Source organism: Pseudomonas sp. RP-B7 (assembly GCF_059803535.1).
This window is the reverse complement of sequence record NZ_JAPFHC010000001.1, coordinates 87,697-104,265: the sequence shown is the minus strand read 5'-3', so window position 1 is coordinate 104,265 and position 16,569 is coordinate 87,697. Positions and strand designations below refer to the sequence as shown.

Below are 16,569 nucleotides of genomic sequence, written 5' to 3'. Positions count from 1 at the left end.
ACGCTCTACAGGTAGCGCGCTGTATCCCCTTCGTTCAACTGGGTGAAGCGCCAGTGCTTAAGGTCCCTGATACCGATCGAGGTCGCCTGGCGCAGTTCCTCAGTTTTGGCGGTGTGTTCGGTGACGCGCTCCTTTGATAGCCATAAGCCGTCTCGCATCACTTCGCGGGCATTCTGATTGCGGCCAGACTAAACTAGGTCATGGTTGATCTGTTTCTGGCGAGTGAGGGGTTAGCACAACATTTCGCGTCGCCATAATGAGCTTCAGCTTTAAGTAAACAGTTTGTATATATCATTGGAACAGTCATGCCATCTTGCTTAGAAGCGCATGGTTTGGTATTTGAATTAGACGAACTGTGTCGTACGGGATCATCCTTTTGCGCCGAACCGCGCGCATGCGCATAGAGTCAAAAAAAGCTGTCGCAGGGGGAATGTCGTATGCAGCTTGTTTAGTGTGGACCTTGTGCCTTCAGTTTGGCCACACCTTGTTTTATGTGTCCGGCGTTCCCCTCAGTCGATGTTCACCACTAAGCCCATGGCATTGAGGGCCTGGGCACGGCGGGTCGGGTAGTTATAGGGCGTACCGCCGAAATTGAGGGCCAAAGGCCAATGAGGGGAGGCTGGGTCAAAATATTCTTTTTTCTTGCCGAGTAGCGGCATACGGGATAACGGCTGGGATAGCAGTTGCATGTGCAACGAGCTAATAGTTCGCCGGTGGCGTTGCTGATTGTGCTGCCGCCGACAGCATCCACAGGAGATCTAGCTGAAGGATCATCACTGACGCACCCATTGCCTATCCACCCGGTGAACAATGACGGGCAATCGCTGGCAAGACCCAATGACTGCCAGCGCGCTGTCGTGGTTCAGCGTGATGCATGGATCATGTACTTTGTTCGGGTCGAAGCCAGCATTCAGCGCCCGTTTGTCCTACTTTGCGGCCCAGACGATGAAGCGCTCCTCCAGATCTTCGCCGTGATCCGCCCAAAAGCCCAAATCCAGTGGAAACGCCGCAGACATGTTCTGTGGCGCGGTATTGAGTTGGGTTACAAGGTCAGGAGAGAGCAGGGCGTTAGTCTTTACATTGGTTGAGCCATAACCCAGCAGTTCGGTATGTATTTTTTGTTGTTCGGGTCGAAGTGTGAACGCCATGAATTCTTGGGCCAAACGTTTGTTGGCGCTGCCCTTTGGAATTGTCCACGAGTCGATCGAGTACAGGCTGCCATTCCACACCGGCTTCATTGCCGCGCCTTCCTGCTGGGCAGCAAATACACGTCCATTGTAGGCCGTGCTCATGACCACGTCGCCACTGGCCAGGAACTGCAAGGGTTGGGCGCCGGACTCCCACCATTGGATCGACTTTTTGATCTGATCGAGCTTCTGGAACGCACGCGCCACGCCCTCTGGCGTGCCCAGTACCTTGTACAACTGATCAGGTGCTACGCCATCGGCGAGCAGGGCGATCTCCAAGGTGTACTTGGCGCCTTTACGCAAGGCGCGCTTGCCGGGGTATCTCTGTAAGTCCCAGAAATCTCCCCAGCCGCTGGGGGCGACCTTCAGGCGGTTGCTGTCGTAGGTAATCACCATCGACCAGGCCAGCACCCCAGCACCGCACTCGGTGAGAGTGCCAGGTACGTAGTCTGCAGCGCCGCTGAACAGCGAAGGATCAATTTTTTCGAACAGGCCTTCTTCGCAGCCGCGCATCAGTTCGGAACCTTCGATCTGCACCACATCCCAAACCACGCTTTGGGTATCCACCATGGCTTTGATCTTGCCCATTTCGCCGTTCCATTCACCGACGATCAGTTGTTTGTTTGTGGTCTGTTCGAAAGGCTTGAAGAACGCCTTACTCTGCGCGGCCTTGCTGGCGCCACCAAAGGACACCACGGTGAGGTCGGCGCCCAGCGCGTTGCATGTCAGGCCTACCAGCAGAGCTGAGAGAACAACGTGTTTCATGTTCACCTCTTAGTGTTGTTATCGGTGATGAATGAGCGGAGGGTGGACGGCCATTACTCTTCGTCGGTGAAGCATTCGTGTTGTGCCAGCCTATCGCTGGATGAACGCGTCCCACTCCTGACCGAAGTCAAGCGCGTGATACCCGTTTTCCTGAACCCTGCCGAGAGACAAAATCACTGATGTTGTCCACCGCGCTGTCCATCAGTTCCTGCATGGCGTCCTCACTGCTCCAGGCAATGTGCGGGTTGAGCAGGAAGTCATCTCGATCGATTAACGTGAAAAGCGGATTGCTTGGGTGCAACGGCTCATGCTCGACCACGTCCAGTGCCACGCCGCCCAATCTGCCGTTGTGCAATGCATCGATCAACGCCGCTTCGTTGATGACTCCACCACGACCGGTATTCACCACCACTGCATCTGTCTTCATCAATGCCAACTCTTTGGCAGCGATGAGGTTATGGGTCTCTGGCGTCAATGGGCAGTTGATGGACAACACATCACAGCTCTTCAGCAATTCAGCCAGCGGGCGGCAGTCTGGGCCAGGGCGTTTGCCACCCCGATCCTCGAACAGCACCTGCATTCCGAAGGCGCGCGCCACGTGCGCCAGGCGCATGGCGATCGGCCCGCTGCCAATGATCGCCAGTTGTTTGTCGCGCACATCGCGGATGCGATGGTTGAAGTAAATATTCTGGTAGGGCGCCTCGCCGGTGCTCACCTGGCGCATCAGCCGGGTGAACGCCGCCGGGCGACGGAACAACTCCAGAATCATCGCCATGCTGTGTTCAGCCACGGTATTGGCGGCGTACCCCGGAACGCTGGACACTTCGATGCCATGCGCGTCGCAGTAATCGACATCCACAATATCTCGCCCCGTAAGGGCCAGCGAAATCATCTTCAGCTTCGGCAAATGCCGCAGGTGTTCTTCGCGCAGCGGTACGCTGCACGTCAGCGCAACAGTTGCGTCCTTGAGATGCTCAATGACCTGCTCCGGGCGGGTGTAAGCGAATTGCTGCCAACTGTGCTCGCAATTCGGGCGCTTCAGTCGCGTGGAGGCCGCCAGGCCCTCGTCGTCGAGGAACACGATCTGTTCAGTCATGATCACATCCTTATTTCTTCTGTGCCGGCACGTAGCCGGCAGGGGCCATGGCGACCAGTTGGCGAGTGACGAAGCCGGCGTCCTGGTCGTGATCCTCCAGAGACTCCTTACGCACCAAGGCATCACGTACCATATGTGCGCCAAAGAAGCGAAACGGCTCCGGTGGCAGGAGCTTCATGCTCTGGTTGACCAGGCCGCAGTTGGCCCACTCGTCATTGGCGTGTTCGACCAGTGACTTGATGATGCGGCTGGCGAATACGGTAGTGGCCACGCCATTGCCGGAGAAGCCGATGCCGTAGGCGATGTTCTGGTGGTGGTCGAGGTAGCCGAAGTTCGGCAAGCCTTTCATCGCCCGGTCAATCGGACCAGTCCAACTACTGACGATCGGGACGTCGGACAGTTGTGGGTACAGGCGACGCAGCTCGGCGGCGACCTTGTCGGCCGCTGGCGAAGGTTTCTCGTAGAGGTTGCCGATGCGCCCGGCGTAGGCGAACTGACCCAACGGCTTGCCGAAGACTACACGGCCGTCCGGGGTATTGCGCCAGTAGTTGAGCACGGTGCGCGAATCCGTCATGCATTCACCGCCGCTGAAGCCAATGGCGTCCAGCTTGGCCTTTATCGGTGCAGTGGCCACCATGTCGCTGGACATGATCGCGATCATCCGGCGCAGCTCAGGGAAGCGCGCGCCCCAGGCATTCATCGCCAGCACCACGCGGTCGGCCCGCACGGTGCCATGCTCGGTGTGTACCACTGGGTTGGCGCCTTGTTCCAGGCGGGTGAGCGGGGTCTTCTCGTAAATCTTCACACCCAGTTTCAGCGCGACACGGCGAAGGCCTCGGGCGAGCATCGCCGGCTGTACGGTGGCGGCGTTGGGGTCGTAGATACCACCCAGCACCAGGGGCGAGCCGACTCGACTTTGAATGGTCTGCCGGTCCAGATCCTGGAACGGGTTGACGCCCAGGTTCTGCAAGCCTTCAGTCAGCACCCGCCAGGAATTCATCTGGCGTTGGTTGGTGGCCGTCCACAGCCAGCCGTCCTTGCGGTACTGCGCGTCGATGCCGTGCTCCTCACAGAAACTGCCGATCTCGTTGATCGCCGACTCCGCGGCTTCGCAAATACGCCGCGCCTCGACATCACCGCAAATGGTCCGCAACGAAAGGTACTTGCCCCACCAGTTCGTCGCGATACCACCGTTGCGGCCGCTGGCGCCGGCCCCACAGCGGTCGCGTTCGACGATGACGATATTCTTTTCCGGGCTGGCCTGTTTCAAGCGAATGGCTGACCACAAACCCAGGTAGCCACCGCCGACAATGCACACATCGGCTTGAATCGATTCCTGCAGGGCAGGGGCCAGATCGCTGTCCAGGTCCAGCGCCTGGGCATACCAGAGTCCACGGTACATAAGGGGTGCCTTCGAGCTTGTTGTTTTGTGAGCGTATGGTGCGCAGCGGCGCCAATCGTTCGCTATGACACAGGGGACAATTGATAGAAGGACGCTGACGTGCGATCACATAATGAAAAAAGCTGCCGGGGCAGATGGGCCCGCGACAGCTTGAGGACTGCACAGGGGCCGTCAGAGCTGGCCGAACGCCTGGATCTCGATGCGGTACTGCGGCATAGCGAGCGCGGCCCCGACACAGGCGCGTACCGGCGGCTGGTCGCCCACCCAGGCGTCATACACTTCGTTCATCGCGTCGAACTCGCTCATGTCGGCCAGCCAGATCTGCATGCGGGTCAGGTTTGCCTTGCCCGCGCCGACCTGGGCCAGCCACTGCTCCAACTGTTGCAGTACACAGCGGGTCTGCTCGGCAATCGCTTGCTGAGGCGCCAGGGCAACGATGCCGCTGGTTTCGATTCGGCCGTCCACCAGCACCAGTTGGCTGGCGCGTGGGCCGATGTTGATACGTTCAATCATCACCCGCTCCTTAGAACAGCACGTAAGTCTTGCGCAGCGCTTCGCGGATGTCCCACACGCCTTCGCAGTTCTCGGGGAACAGCACCGCATCTCCAGCGCGCAGTTCAACCGGTTCGCCGCCGTCTGGGGTGAAAGTGCACCAGCCGCTGACGATGTGGCTGAACTCGCGGTTCTTGAGGTGCCGGCGGAACACCCCTGGGCTGCTTTCCCACACACCAATACTCGCGCCAACGGCGTCATCATTCTGGGCCTGGCCGGTGGCGGCGAGGGCAATCGGCTCGCCGATCGGCAGGCGCGCCGGCGCGGTTTCGTCCAGAGGCGAAGCAGCGGCGTTGCGAACGACAGTTAAGACTTGGCTCATAAGTGTTTCCTTCAGAAGCTTGTTAGGTTCAAGGATTACGGCGGTGGGACTGTCGTTACTTTTGCACTGGCGTCGGCGAGGTGCATATAACAGAAAGGACCGGTCATTGGGTGCAACGCCACGAGGCGGGTTATTTCGGTGTCGGGATAATACAAATTGACCCTCTCATACAATTCAGCGCGTATCGACCGGGATAGAGTTCAGCTCGTTCGGTTAAAAATATAAAAAAGAGGGTCGTATGAACCATACCGATGACATTCTCTGCGTGAAGAGCATCTACAAGATTTTTGGTCCCAATTCGGACATGGCCATGAAGATGTTGAACAATGGCGCTGACAAGGACGAGATATTCAAAAAGACCGGCCATGTGGTCGGTGTGTTTGATGCCAGTTTTTCCGTAAAGCGTGGCGAGATTTTCGTGATCATGGGCCTCTCGGGTTCCGGTAAATCGACCATGGTTCGATTGTTCAATCGCTTGATCGAGCCCACCTCTGGCAGCATCTTTCTCAACGGCCGGGAAATCACCGGGTTGAGCGACAAGGCGCTGCTCGATGTACGGCGCAAAGAGATGAGCATGGTCTTCCAGTCCTTCGCGCTGATGCCGCACATGAGCGTGCTTGAAAACACGGCGTTTGGCCTGGAAGTTTCCGGTGTCAGTGAAGACGAACGGCATGTACGGGCTCGTGAAGCCCTGGCCCAGGTTGGCCTCGCCGGCCAGGAGTACAGTTACCCTCATCAGCTTTCAGGTGGCATGCAACAGCGTGTTGGCCTGGCACGTGCGCTGGCGAACGACCCAACGATCTTGCTGATGGATGAAGCGTTCTCCGCTCTCGACCCATTGATCCGTCACGAAATGCAGGGTGAGCTGATCCGCCTGCAGGCCGAGCAGCAACGCACCATCATTTTCATCTCCCATGACATCGAAGAAGCCGCCCGTATCGGCCATCGCATCGCGATCATGGAGGGCGGGCGCATCGTCCAGATCGGTACGCCGCTGGAGTTGATCAACCAGCCCGCCAACGACTACGTGCGTGCGTTTTTCAAAGGCTTCGATGTTTCGCGGTTGCTCAACAGCGATGACGTTCCTGCGGTGGATACGGCTGCGATCTGCGGTGTCTGCCAAAAAACGCTGAGCCACGTGCAGAGCCACCACTGAGCGACCTGACAAGAGAGGCAAGCCACGATGTCTGATTTCAGTTTTCTCGATCCCTTCCAGTCCGCCACGATCCCTTTGGGCGTCTGGGTGGAAAGTGTCCTGAACTACATGGTTCACAATTTTCGTGATGTTTTCCGGGCCATCCGCTGGCCGATTGACCAGGTGCTGAATGGCATCGAGTTCACGTTGCAGAGCATTCCACCGACCATTGGCATCCTTCTATCGTCACTGCTGGGCTGGCAACTCGCGGGTAAGCGCATGGCATTGCTGTGCTTTGTCACGCTGACGCTGTTGGGCTTGATCGGTGTCTGGTCGGAATCCATGACTACCCTGGCTTTGGTCCTCACTTCGGTGTTTTTCTGCGCCCTGATCGGCATCCCGCTGGGCATCGCCTGTGCGCGTAGCGACGGTCTGGAGAGGGTCATCAGGCCGCTGCTAGACGCGATGCAAACATTGCCGGCGTTCGTATATCTGGTACCGGTGGTGATGTTGTTCGGTATCGGCAACGTGCCGGGTGTGTTGGTGACCATCGTATTCGCTCTGCCGCCGCTGGTGCGCTTGACCAACCTGGGCATCCGCCAGGTACCTGAAGACAAAATCGAAGCGGCCCGCGCCTTCGGCTGCACGCCACGGCAAATGCTGACCCGCGTCCAGTTGCCGCTGGCCAGCTCGACCATCATGGCCGGCCTCAACCAGACCCTGATGCTGTCACTGTCGATGGTGGTGATCGCCTCGATGATTTCAGTCGGTGGGCTGGGTCAAATGGTTCTGCGCGGCATTGGCCGACTCGACATGGGGCTCGCCACCGTTGGCGGTGTCGGGCTGGTATTGCTCGCGATCTTTCTGGATCGCCTGACCCAGGCCATGGGCGCGAGGGCCTCCGACCCGAGTCGGCGCTGGTTTAACACCGGCCCCGTGGGCGTGCTGATGCGCTTGATGGGTATCGGCCAACCTAAAGTGCGGCGCGAGACTGCGTAAGACTCTCCATTCTATCTACCGCAATCCAGACAATAACCATAAAAGGTACGCGAAGATGCACGACTCAAAATTCACTCGTCGATTCCTGCAGTGCGCCTCGGCACTTGCGCTCAGTGTTGTCTGCCTTAGCGCAAGCGCTTCGGCGGACAAGCCAGGGGAGGGTGTGAAGATCACCCCGGCGTTTCCTTCTGTCGATGAAGAGCGCTTCCGTGGCGAAATCGCTTTGGCTGGTTTGCGTGAGCTGGGTTACAAGGTGCAAACACCGAAGGAAACCGAGTACGCCACGATGGTCCTGGCGGTCGGTTTCGGCGATGCCGATTTCACTGTGAATTTCTGGGACAAGCTGCACGCCAGTTTCTACAAAAAGGCCGGTGGCGACGAAAATATGCTGAAGGTCGGCGACATTCTGCCGGGTGTTTTGCAGGGCTACGTGATAGACAAGAAGACCGCCGATAAATACAACATCAAGTACATCACCGACCTGAAAAAGCCGGAGATCGCCAAGCTGTTTGACACCGATGGCGACGGCAAGGCCGACATGACCGGCTGTAATCCTGGCTGGGGCTGTGAGCTGGTGATTGAGCACCAGATGAAAGCCTACGACTTGCAGAAGTCGATTCACGTTAATCAGGGTTCGTACTTCGCATTGATGGCCGACACGATTACCCGGTTCAAGGAAGGCAAGCCGGTGTTCTATTACACCTGGTCGCCGCAATGGGTTGCGGGTGTACTGGTTGACGGGCGTGACGTTGTTTGGCTGGAGGTGCCCAAGACCGATTTGCCGGGCGGCGACAACACGGTTAACACCATATACCAAGGCAAAAATCTGGGCTTTGCGGTGGACAAGGTCCAGGCGCTCATCAACCGTAAATTTGCCGAGAAGAACCCGGCAGCGGTGAAGTATCTGTCGCTGGTCAGTATTCCTGCGGCAGATGAAAGTGCGCAGAACCTGAAAATGCAGCAAGGCGAGAAATCCATGGCGGATATCCAACGGCATGCAAAAGAGTGGATCGCTGCGCATCAGGAACAGTTTGATAGGTGGGTCAAGGCTGCGCGTGCAGCAGCTACCCAGGCGAGTAACTGATCCTCACCGCTGACAGAACGGGCTGCTACTGATTTCCCGGCAGGAGCCTGTTCCACACCTATCCTAAGAGACGTCAGGATGACCGGACTATCATGAAGAGTTCTCCACTCTCCATCGCCGCCGACACCCGCCGAATCGACCCTGCCCGCCGCCGCGCGCTCAAGGCCGACGGCTCACTGGATGACAACGACCGCACCGAAATCGGCCCGACACCACTGGCCTTCGCAGAATGGTCCCGGCTTGGTCTCGACGCCCCCCAGCTATCTACGATGCGCGAATACCGTCTGCAGCGTATCAAGGCGCAGTTGGTTGCCCGTGACGTCGCTGGCATCCTGCTGTTTGATCCCCTGAACATTCGCTACGCCACCGACACCACCAACATGCAGGTATGGACTACTCATAACCCGGCCCGTGCCTGTTTTGTAGCGGCCAGTGGGTATGTGGTGCTGTGGGACTTCCATGGTTGCGACCATCTTTCGGCGCACCTGCCTTTGGTCAGCGAGCTGAGAAGCGGCGCTTCGTTCTTTTACTTTGAAACCGGAGACCGCACTGGGCAACACGCTGAACGCTTCGCCGCACAGATAGATGATTTGCTGCGAACCCATGGCGGCGGCAACCGCAGGCTGGCCGTGGACCGTATCGAAATCGCCGGCCTGCGCGCGCTCGACGCCCTGGGTGTGGAGGTCCAGAGCGGCCAGGAAATCACCGAGCTTGCGCGAGTGATCAAAGGCCCGGACGAGATCAAGGCCATGCGCTGCGCGGTGGCTTCCTGTGAGGCGTCAATCGCCGAAATGCGCCTGGCGATGCGCAGCGGCGCTACCGAGAACGATGTCTGGGCGGCACTTCATGCTGGCAATATTCGTCGCGGAGGCGAGTGGATCGAAACGCGCATTTTGAGCTCCGGCCCACGCACCAATCCCTGGTATCAAGAGTCCGGCCCGCGGGTGCTCAGCGACGGCGACCTGTTGTCGTTCGACACCGACCTGATCGGCGTCTACGGCATGTGCGTGGACATGTCGCGCAGCTGGATTTGTGGGGATCGAGAACCCAGCGCTGAACAGAAGCGCCTGTATCGCATTGCCCACGAACACATCAGCTTCAACGCCGGGCTGGTCCGCCCTGGCATTGGCTTCACCGAGCTGACGACCCTCGGCCACCGGCTGCCTGAGTCCTGTCGCGCCCAGCGATACGGCGTGATGTTCCACGGTGTGGGGCTGTGCGACGAGTATCCGTGCATCCGCTACCCGGAAGATGTCGATTCGTATGGCTATGAGGGCGTGCTGCAACCGGGTATGGCGCTCTGCGTCGAGGCCTACATAGGCGAAGTGGGCGGTCGCGATGGCATCAAGCTGGAGAATCAGTTGCTGGTGACCGAGAGTGGTTGCGAGGTGCTGACCCACTATCCGTTCGAGAGCAGTTTTCTGCAGGATTAAACACGTAGCTGTCACAGGAGTAGACAAACATGAGTGCATACAACAGAGGTGTGGTTTATCAGGGCGCCGGCAAGGTTGAGGTGCAGAACATCGACTATCCCAAGATGCAGGACCCGCGTGGCAGAAAGATCGAGCACGGGGTGATCTTGAAGGTGGTCGCTACCAATATTTGTGGCTCCGACCAGCACATGGTCCGCGGCCGTACCACCGCCCAGGTTGGCCTGGTGCTGGGGCATGAGATTACCGGTGTTGTCATCGAGAGGGGCAAAGACGTCGAGCATCTGCAGACCGGCGATCTGGTCTCGGTGCCGTTCAACGTCGCCTGCGGCCGTTGCCGTTCCTGCAAGGAAATGCACACCGGTGTGTGCCTGACCGTCAACCCGGCGCGCGCCGGCGGTGCCTACGGTTACGTCGATATGGGCGACTGGACCGGCGGCCAGGCTGAATACGTGCTGGTGCCGTATGCCGACTTCAACCTTCTGAAGCTGCCGGACCGAGACAAGGCCATGGAGAAAATCCGTGACCTGACGTGCCTCTCGGATATTTTGCCGACCGGTTATCACGGTGCCGTGACGGCCGGTGTGGGTCCAGGCAGTAGCGTTTATATCGCGGGTGCTGGTCCGGTCGGTCTGGCGGCCGCGGCCTCTGCGCGCCTGCTCGGTGCGGCGGTGGTGATTGTGGGCGACTTGAACCCTGCACGTCTGGCCCACGCCAAGGCCCAGGGCTTCGAGATCGCGGACCTTTCCCTGGACACGCCGCTGCACGAGCAGATCGTCAGCCTGCTTGGCGAACCGGAAGTCGACTGCGCGGTCGATGCCGTTGGCTTCGAAGCCCGTGGGCATGGCCATGAAGGCGCCAAGCACGAAGCCCCGGCCACCGTGCTCAATTCGTTGATGGGCGTGGTAAGGGTTGCAGGCAAGATCGGTATCCCAGGTCTGTACGTCACCGAAGACCCGGGTGCGGTCGACGCAGCAGCGAAAATCGGTGCACTCAGCATCCGCTTTGGTCTGGGTTGGGCCAAATCTCACAGCTTCCATACGGGCCAGACGCCGGTGATGAAGTACAACCGCGCACTGATGCAGGCGATCATGTGGGACCGCATCAACATCGCTGAAGTGGTCGGTGTGCAGGTCATCAGTCTGGATGACGCACCGAAGGGTTACGGTGAGTTCGATGCTGGCGTGCCGAAGAAATTCGTCATAGACCCCCACAAGACGTTCTCCTGAAACCGGTCCGGGCCGTTTTACCTGGCGGCCCGGCTGTAATAACCCCCAGATCAAACGGAGTATTTGCCTGAGATGAAGCTTGTTTCTGCCGAACAGATCAATGCTGTACTCGACTGGGCCGGCGTGCTCGACGCCTTGTGGCGCATGCATTTGGGCGCACGGCCACAGATTGATGATTATTTTCTGGGTGACGGCGAGTGTGGTTTGTTCAGCAGGGGCGTGATCCTCCCGGGGCTAGGCGCCGGCGTGAAAATTGTCTCGATCTTCCCCGGTAACCTCCAGGCAACACCACCCTTGCCGGCCGAGCAGGCTCTTTTCGTGGTGATCGACGAGCACACCAAGGCGCTGGTCGCGATGTGCGATGGCCCGGCCATCACTGCCTGGAAAACCGCCGGGGATTCGACACTGGCGGGTGAGCGCCTGAGTCGCCAGGACAGCAGCAGCTTGCTGGTGCTTGGCGCAGGGCCAGTAGCGCGTGCGTTGACCGAGGCCTACTTGCATATCCGGCCAGGCATCCGCCAGGTGATGCTGTGGAACAGGACGTCGTCGAAACTCGAACCCTTCGTTGCTGAGCTTCGGGGGCGAGGTATCGAGACCACTCTGGTCGCTGACCTGGACGAGGCTGTCAGTCGTGCGGACATCATTGTCTCTGCGACGGCGTCGTCGGAGCCGCTGATCAAGGGCCGGCTAGTACGGCCTGGCACGCATGTCGACCTGGTCGGTGGCTTCAGGCCTGATATGCAAGAGGCCGACACGGAGCTGGTAACGCGCGCCAGGCTCTATGTGGATGATCGCAAAGCTGCGCTTAACTCAGGCGACCTCAGAATTCCCTTGCTGGCAGGGCTTATCGGCGAAGAGAGCATCGAGGCCGACCTTTTCGAGATCTGCCAGTCCGGCGAAATACTGCGTGGGCCCGACGACATCACGCTGTACAAGAACGCCGGCGGTGCGCATCTGGATTTGACGATTTGCCAGTACGTACTGCGCTGCCTGGCGTCGCAGGCTAGTTGACGATCTGCCGGATCAGTTCTGGTGTGGAATTGACTGCGTATTTGCGCAGCAGGCTGGCGCGGTGAATGTCCACAGTTCTGGGGCTGATGCCAAGGCTTTTCGCTGCTTCCTTGCTGGTCAAGCCGTCTACCAGTAGCGCAGCCACTTCACGTTCCCGTGCGGTGAGGCTTACTTTCTCCCTCAAGCCCTCGCGTCCCGGTGAGTCCACTTCGGTGAACACCCAGGCGGCCAGCTCATAAGGATTACTTTGGTTGAAGCCGTAACCCCGCACGGTCACCCAGAAGTGCGTGCCGTCCAGGCGGCGCATCAGGCGGTCGTCATGGAAGTCGGCGTGTCGCGAGAGCAGGGGGCCGAAATGTTCGGCGGCGGTTTCAAAGTCTTTCTGTTGGGGGTACAGCATCGCGAATGACGCGCCGACAAGTTGCACGTCGCTGGCGCGAAACATGCACAGTGCGAGGGCATTGCAGTTCAGAATCACGCGATTGCGAGCAATGATCACTGCGACGGGTAAGTGATGAAGAAGATATTCGGGATTGAGGCAATCTTCTTCGCGCATGACGATCGTTTCTCTCGCAACGTGATGAGTGCAAAAACGCCGATTACCTAGGTGATCAGCAAGTCTGGTCGCCCTGAAGCAGCGTGCCTATGATGCTAATCAGCTTATCACCGCGGACGCTCGTCCTGCCTGGCAACTGGCCCACACTTTCATAGAAAAAGGAGACGCGGCATGAATGCGCGCGAAGTACATGAAGACAGTATTGTGATTGATGGTCTGGTTATCGCGAAGTGGAATCGCGAGTTGTTCGAGGATATGCGCAAAGGTGGCCTGACCGCCGCCAATTGCACGGTTTCGGTGTGGGAAGGCTTCCAGAAAACCATGGACACTATTGCGGCCAGTCAGAAGCTGATCCGCGAAAACAGTGACCTGGTCATGCAGGTGCGTACCACCGCAGATATTCACAAAGCCAAGGAGCTGGGTAAAACCGGGATTCTTTTTGGCTTTCAAAATGCCCATGCGTTCGAGGACCAGATCGCCTACGTAGAACTCTTCAAGCAACTGGGCGTGGGCATCGTGCAGCTGTGCTACAACACCCAGAACCTGGTGGGCACGGGGAGTTATGAACGTGACGGCGGGCTCTCGGGGTTCGGCCGCGAGATTGTCGCGGAGATGAACCGCGTCGGCATCATGTGCGATTTGTCCCACGTTGGCTCCCGCACCAGCGAGGAAGTGATCCTGGCATCCAGCAAGCCGGTGACCTATTCGCACTGCCTGCCCACGGGGCTAAAGGAACATCCACGCAACAAGACCGACGCAGAGTTGAAGTTCATCGCCGACCATGGCGGTTTTGTCGGCGTGACCATGTTTACTCCATTTTTGGCCAAAGGCGTGGATGCGACCATCGACGATTTTGCCGAGGCCATCGAATACATCATGAACATCGTCGGTGAGGATGCGATTGGTATTGGCACCGATTTCACCCAAGGCCACGGTCAGGACTTCTTCGAGTACTTGACCCACGACAAGGGTTACGCGCGACGCCTGACGCGGTTCGGTCAGATCATCAATCCGCTGGGCATCCGTACCGTCGGCGAGTTTCCCAACCTCACCGAGACCTTGCTCAAGCGCGGTCATTCCGAACGCGTGGTGCGCAAAATCATGGGGGCGAACTGGGTGCGGGTGTTCAGCGAGGTGTGGGATGAATGAGTCTGCCAAGGGGGTACCATCATGAACACAGTGGTTCAGCCAATGAGTGAAGACGGGCGGGCAAAGGGTGCGCGTATTGGCATCATGCTGTGCCTGCTGTCGATGTTCATCTTTGCGGCCCAGGACGGGATTACCAAGACGCTGGTCAGAGACCTGCCGGTGGCGCAGTTAGTCATGGTGCGGTACTGGGTGTTTCTGCTGTTCGCGTTGTGTTTTGTGCGGATACAGGGCGGCGTTGGCAATGCGCTGAAAACCGGCCATCCCTGGCTGCAAATGGCGCGCTCGCTGCTGGGGGTTTTCGAGATCGTTGTCTTCGGCTTGGCGCTGAGCTATTTGGGATTGGCCGAGACCCATGCGATCTACGCGGTTTTCCCGCTGTTGACCATGGCCATGGCTGCTGTGTTACTGCGGGAGCGGCTCAACCTGCGCCAATGCCTGGCGGGGATGATCGGCTTTGTCGGCACCCTGATCATCCTCAAACCCGGGATGGGTGTGTTCAGCCCCGCATCGTTGATTCCCCTATTGGCGGCGTTGATGTTCGCCTGCTTTAGCGTGCTCACACGCAAGATCAGCAGTGCCGACAGCTTTGGCACTAACCTGCTGTACATGGGCTTCTGGGGGGCGGTCGCGTCGACGGTGATCGGTCTGCCGCAATGGGTGACGCCGACTGCGCAGCAAGCGGTGCTGATGCTGGTGCTCTCGGTCAGCGGGGTGATGGCCCAAATGTTACTGGTGCAGGCGTTGAAATACACGGCGGCGATAACCTTGCAACCGTTTAATTACTCCCTACTGGTGTTCGCTTCAGTGCTGGGTGTGGTGTGGTTCGGCGAGGCGCTGGAGAATACCCTGGTGGTGGGCGCGCTGCTGGTGGTGCTCGGGGGACTCTACTCGCTCCGGCGTTATCGATGAGAAAGGCGACGCATGTCATTCTGGTAACGCTTGCGCCCCTCAAAATCCTGTTAAGGGGCGCGGCGATGGGCGTGCGTCAGCTGATTTCGGTGAGCCGTGCTTGCTGCGCTGAAAGCTCGGTGGGAACTGCAAGCGCTGCATTTTCTCGCAGCGCGCGCAGCAGCCCCCAGCTCGCCAGCACCATGTAGATGGCAATGGGCAAGCCGATCACGATACTGGCCATCTGAATCGCCACCAGGCCGCCGGCGATGATCAAGCTGGCGGCAATCGCACCCTCCAGCACACACCACATCACCCTCAGCCAGTTTGGCGGGTGAATGCTGCCCATCGAGTTGAGCATGCACAGCACTTGGGTGCCGGCATCGGCCGCGGTCACAAAATGCACCGCCAACAGCAGGCAGACGATCACGCTGAGAATGCCCCCCAGAACCTGGCCATCCAGGCGCTCCAGCAGAGTGAACATCGCGGTTGTGGTTTCTTTGCGAGTGGCTTCCAGAATCGGGCCGCCAGCAAACGGACCAGCAACCGTTTGTTCGGCTACCGGCAGGCTGCTGTAGGCGTGACGGCTCGTTTGTTCATCCTTCAGTGCGGTGCCGCCAAATACCGCCATCCACAAGATGGTCACCAGCGTCGGTACCAGCAGCGCGCCGACCACCAATTCGCGGATGGTCCGACCACGGGAAATACGTGCAATGAACAGGCCTACAAACGGCCCCCAGGTCATCCACCAAGGCAGGTAAAAGGCCGTCCAGGAATTTTGCCAGCCGCTGTCGCCCTGGGTGTCGGTCCAAAGGCTCAGGCCAATGATGTTTTGCAGGTAGTCGCCGGTCGATTCGAACAGCAGGTTCATGATGTAGTGGGTCGGGCCGAGGACCAGCACCACGATCATCAGCCCGAGGGAAATGAACATGTTCAGCGTCGACAAGCGCTTCATGCCACGGGATACGCCGGCCACCAACGAAATCGAGGCAATCACCGTGACCACGGCGATGATCCCGAGCTTGAATGACAGGCTGATCGGCACGCCGAACACGTGGTTCAGGCCGGTATTGATCTGCTCCACGCCCATCCCCAGCGACTGCGACACGCCAAAGGCGGTCACGGCGGCGCCGATGATGTCGACGGTGTGGCCGATAGGCCCGTAGATGCGTTTGCCGATCAGCGGATAGAGCACCGAACGCAGCGCCAGCGGCAGGCCTTCGCGATAGGCAAAATACGCCAGGCCCAAACCGATGATGGTAAAGATCGCCCAGGGATGCAGGCCCCAGTGGAACAGGGTGATGCGCATCGCCATCGAGGCCGCCTGATCGCTCAGCCCAGGGGAAAATGGATTGTTGGCGTAGTGCAGTACGGGTTCAGCGACCGACCAGAAAATCAGGCCCACGCCCATGCCGGCGCTGAACAGCATGGAGATCCACGCGGCGAAGCTGAACTCGGGTTTTTCATCGGGGCGTCCGAGTTTCAAGGTGCCGTGTTGGCTGAAAGCGATGAAGATCAGCAAGCCGAGCACGCCGCTGACCAGGGCAATGTAGAACCATTTCAAGTTGTTCAGAATGGCGTCTGAGGCGGTTTTAAACACCCCGGCGGCCTGGTTGCCGTAAGAAGCACAAAGCACCACAAAAGCGGTGACGATAAACAGCGATCCGATGGTCACCACCGGATTCAGGCCCTTCAACGGGCCAGTTTTTGCACGCATCGGCTATTACCTTTTTATTTTTGGGATGCCGGGGAGTGGTATCGAAA

The 16,569-nt window shown here is 58.8% G+C and carries 16 protein-coding genes and 1 pseudogene; 8 read left to right on the top strand and 9 right to left on the bottom strand.

What is annotated here, in order from left to right; all coding sequences use genetic code 11:
- Positions 1–5 precede the first annotated feature (5 nt).
- From OPU96_RS00455 to OPU96_RS00425, 7 genes and pseudogenes are all read right to left on the bottom strand, one after another.
- Positions 6–255, bottom strand: a pseudogene (locus OPU96_RS00455) (ribbon-helix-helix domain-containing protein).
- 254 nt (positions 256–509) lie between these two features.
- A complete protein-coding gene (locus OPU96_RS00450) occupies positions 510–689 on the bottom strand; it encodes a hypothetical protein (protein WP_267863967.1) in 180 nt (59 codons plus the stop codon).
- Between the two features lie 237 nt (positions 690–926).
- Positions 927–1,952 carry an ABC transporter substrate-binding protein gene (locus OPU96_RS00445; protein ID WP_498558615.1) on the bottom strand — a complete coding sequence of 342 codons (1,026 nt, stop codon included), beginning with the start codon at positions 1,950–1,952 and terminating at the stop codon, positions 927–929.
- A 127-nt stretch (positions 1,953–2,079) separates the two neighbouring features.
- On the bottom strand, positions 2,080–3,048 hold the full coding sequence (locus tag OPU96_RS00440; RefSeq protein WP_267863969.1) for an NAD(P)-dependent oxidoreductase: 969 nt from the start codon (positions 3,046–3,048) through the stop codon (positions 2,080–2,082).
- A gap of 10 nt (positions 3,049–3,058) precedes the next feature.
- Complete coding sequence (locus OPU96_RS00435) at positions 3,059–4,450, bottom strand: NAD(P)/FAD-dependent oxidoreductase (protein WP_267863970.1); 1,392 nt, start codon at positions 4,448–4,450, stop codon at positions 3,059–3,061.
- A 171-nt stretch (positions 4,451–4,621) separates the two neighbouring features.
- Positions 4,622–4,963 (bottom strand): RidA family protein, encoded by a 342-nt coding sequence (locus OPU96_RS00430; RefSeq protein ID WP_267863971.1) that lies wholly within the window; start codon positions 4,961–4,963, stop codon positions 4,622–4,624.
- Between the two features lie 10 nt (positions 4,964–4,973).
- Positions 4,974–5,324 carry a cupin domain-containing protein gene (locus OPU96_RS00425; protein WP_498558473.1) on the bottom strand — a complete coding sequence of 117 codons (351 nt, stop codon included), beginning with the start codon at positions 5,322–5,324 and terminating at the stop codon, positions 4,974–4,976.
- A 238-nt stretch (positions 5,325–5,562) separates the two neighbouring features.
- On the opposite strand from OPU96_RS00425, the gene OPU96_RS00420 reads away from it, so the two are divergent.
- The 6 genes from OPU96_RS00420 (at position 5,563) to OPU96_RS00395 (ending at position 12,212) form a co-directional block, all read left to right on the top strand.
- A complete protein-coding gene (locus tag OPU96_RS00420; RefSeq protein WP_267863972.1) occupies positions 5,563–6,480 on the top strand; it encodes a quaternary amine ABC transporter ATP-binding protein in 918 nt (305 codons plus the stop codon).
- 27 nt (positions 6,481–6,507) lie between these two features.
- On the top strand, positions 6,508–7,458 hold the full coding sequence (gene proW / locus OPU96_RS00415; RefSeq protein WP_027603291.1) for a glycine betaine/L-proline ABC transporter permease ProW: 951 nt from the start codon (positions 6,508–6,510) through the stop codon (positions 7,456–7,458).
- 55 nt (positions 7,459–7,513) lie between these two features.
- Positions 7,514–8,542, top strand: a complete 1,029-nt coding sequence (gene proX / locus OPU96_RS00410) for a glycine betaine/L-proline ABC transporter substrate-binding protein ProX (RefSeq protein ID WP_267863973.1) — start codon at positions 7,514–7,516, stop codon at positions 8,540–8,542.
- Positions 8,543–8,634: 92 nt separating this feature from the next.
- The gene (gene dddP, locus OPU96_RS00405) at positions 8,635–9,975 is read left to right on the top strand and encodes a dimethylsulfonioproprionate lyase DddP (protein WP_498558472.1); all 1,341 of its coding nucleotides are present in this window, start codon (positions 8,635–8,637) and stop codon (positions 9,973–9,975) included.
- Positions 9,976–10,004: 29 nt separating this feature from the next.
- On the top strand, positions 10,005–11,201 hold the full coding sequence (gene fdhA, locus OPU96_RS00400; RefSeq protein ID WP_460953406.1) for a formaldehyde dehydrogenase, glutathione-independent: 1,197 nt from the start codon (positions 10,005–10,007) through the stop codon (positions 11,199–11,201).
- Between the two features lie 72 nt (positions 11,202–11,273).
- On the top strand, positions 11,274–12,212 hold the full coding sequence (locus tag OPU96_RS00395; RefSeq protein ID WP_330757568.1) for an ornithine cyclodeaminase family protein: 939 nt from the start codon (positions 11,274–11,276) through the stop codon (positions 12,210–12,212).
- On the opposite strand, the gene OPU96_RS00390 is transcribed toward OPU96_RS00395, so the two are convergent.
- On the bottom strand, positions 12,205–12,768 hold the full coding sequence (locus tag OPU96_RS00390; protein ID WP_460953403.1) for a helix-turn-helix transcriptional regulator: 564 nt from the start codon (positions 12,766–12,768) through the stop codon (positions 12,205–12,207). The genes OPU96_RS00395 and OPU96_RS00390 overlap by 8 nt on opposite strands.
- 171 nt (positions 12,769–12,939) lie before the next feature.
- Between OPU96_RS00390 and OPU96_RS00385 the strand changes: the two genes are divergently transcribed.
- Positions 12,940–13,917 carry a dipeptidase gene (locus OPU96_RS00385; protein WP_330757570.1) on the top strand — a complete coding sequence of 326 codons (978 nt, stop codon included), beginning with the start codon at positions 12,940–12,942 and terminating at the stop codon, positions 13,915–13,917.
- 21 nt (positions 13,918–13,938) lie between these two features.
- A complete protein-coding gene (locus tag OPU96_RS00380; protein WP_498558471.1) occupies positions 13,939–14,826 on the top strand; it encodes a DMT family transporter in 888 nt (295 codons plus the stop codon).
- Between the two features lie 76 nt (positions 14,827–14,902).
- Here OPU96_RS00380 and OPU96_RS00375 read toward each other — a convergent pair whose 3' ends face one another.
- A complete protein-coding gene (locus tag OPU96_RS00375) occupies positions 14,903–16,522 on the bottom strand; it encodes a BCCT family transporter (RefSeq protein WP_460953399.1) in 1,620 nt (539 codons plus the stop codon).
- Between the last annotated feature and the right edge of the window lie 47 nt (positions 16,523–16,569).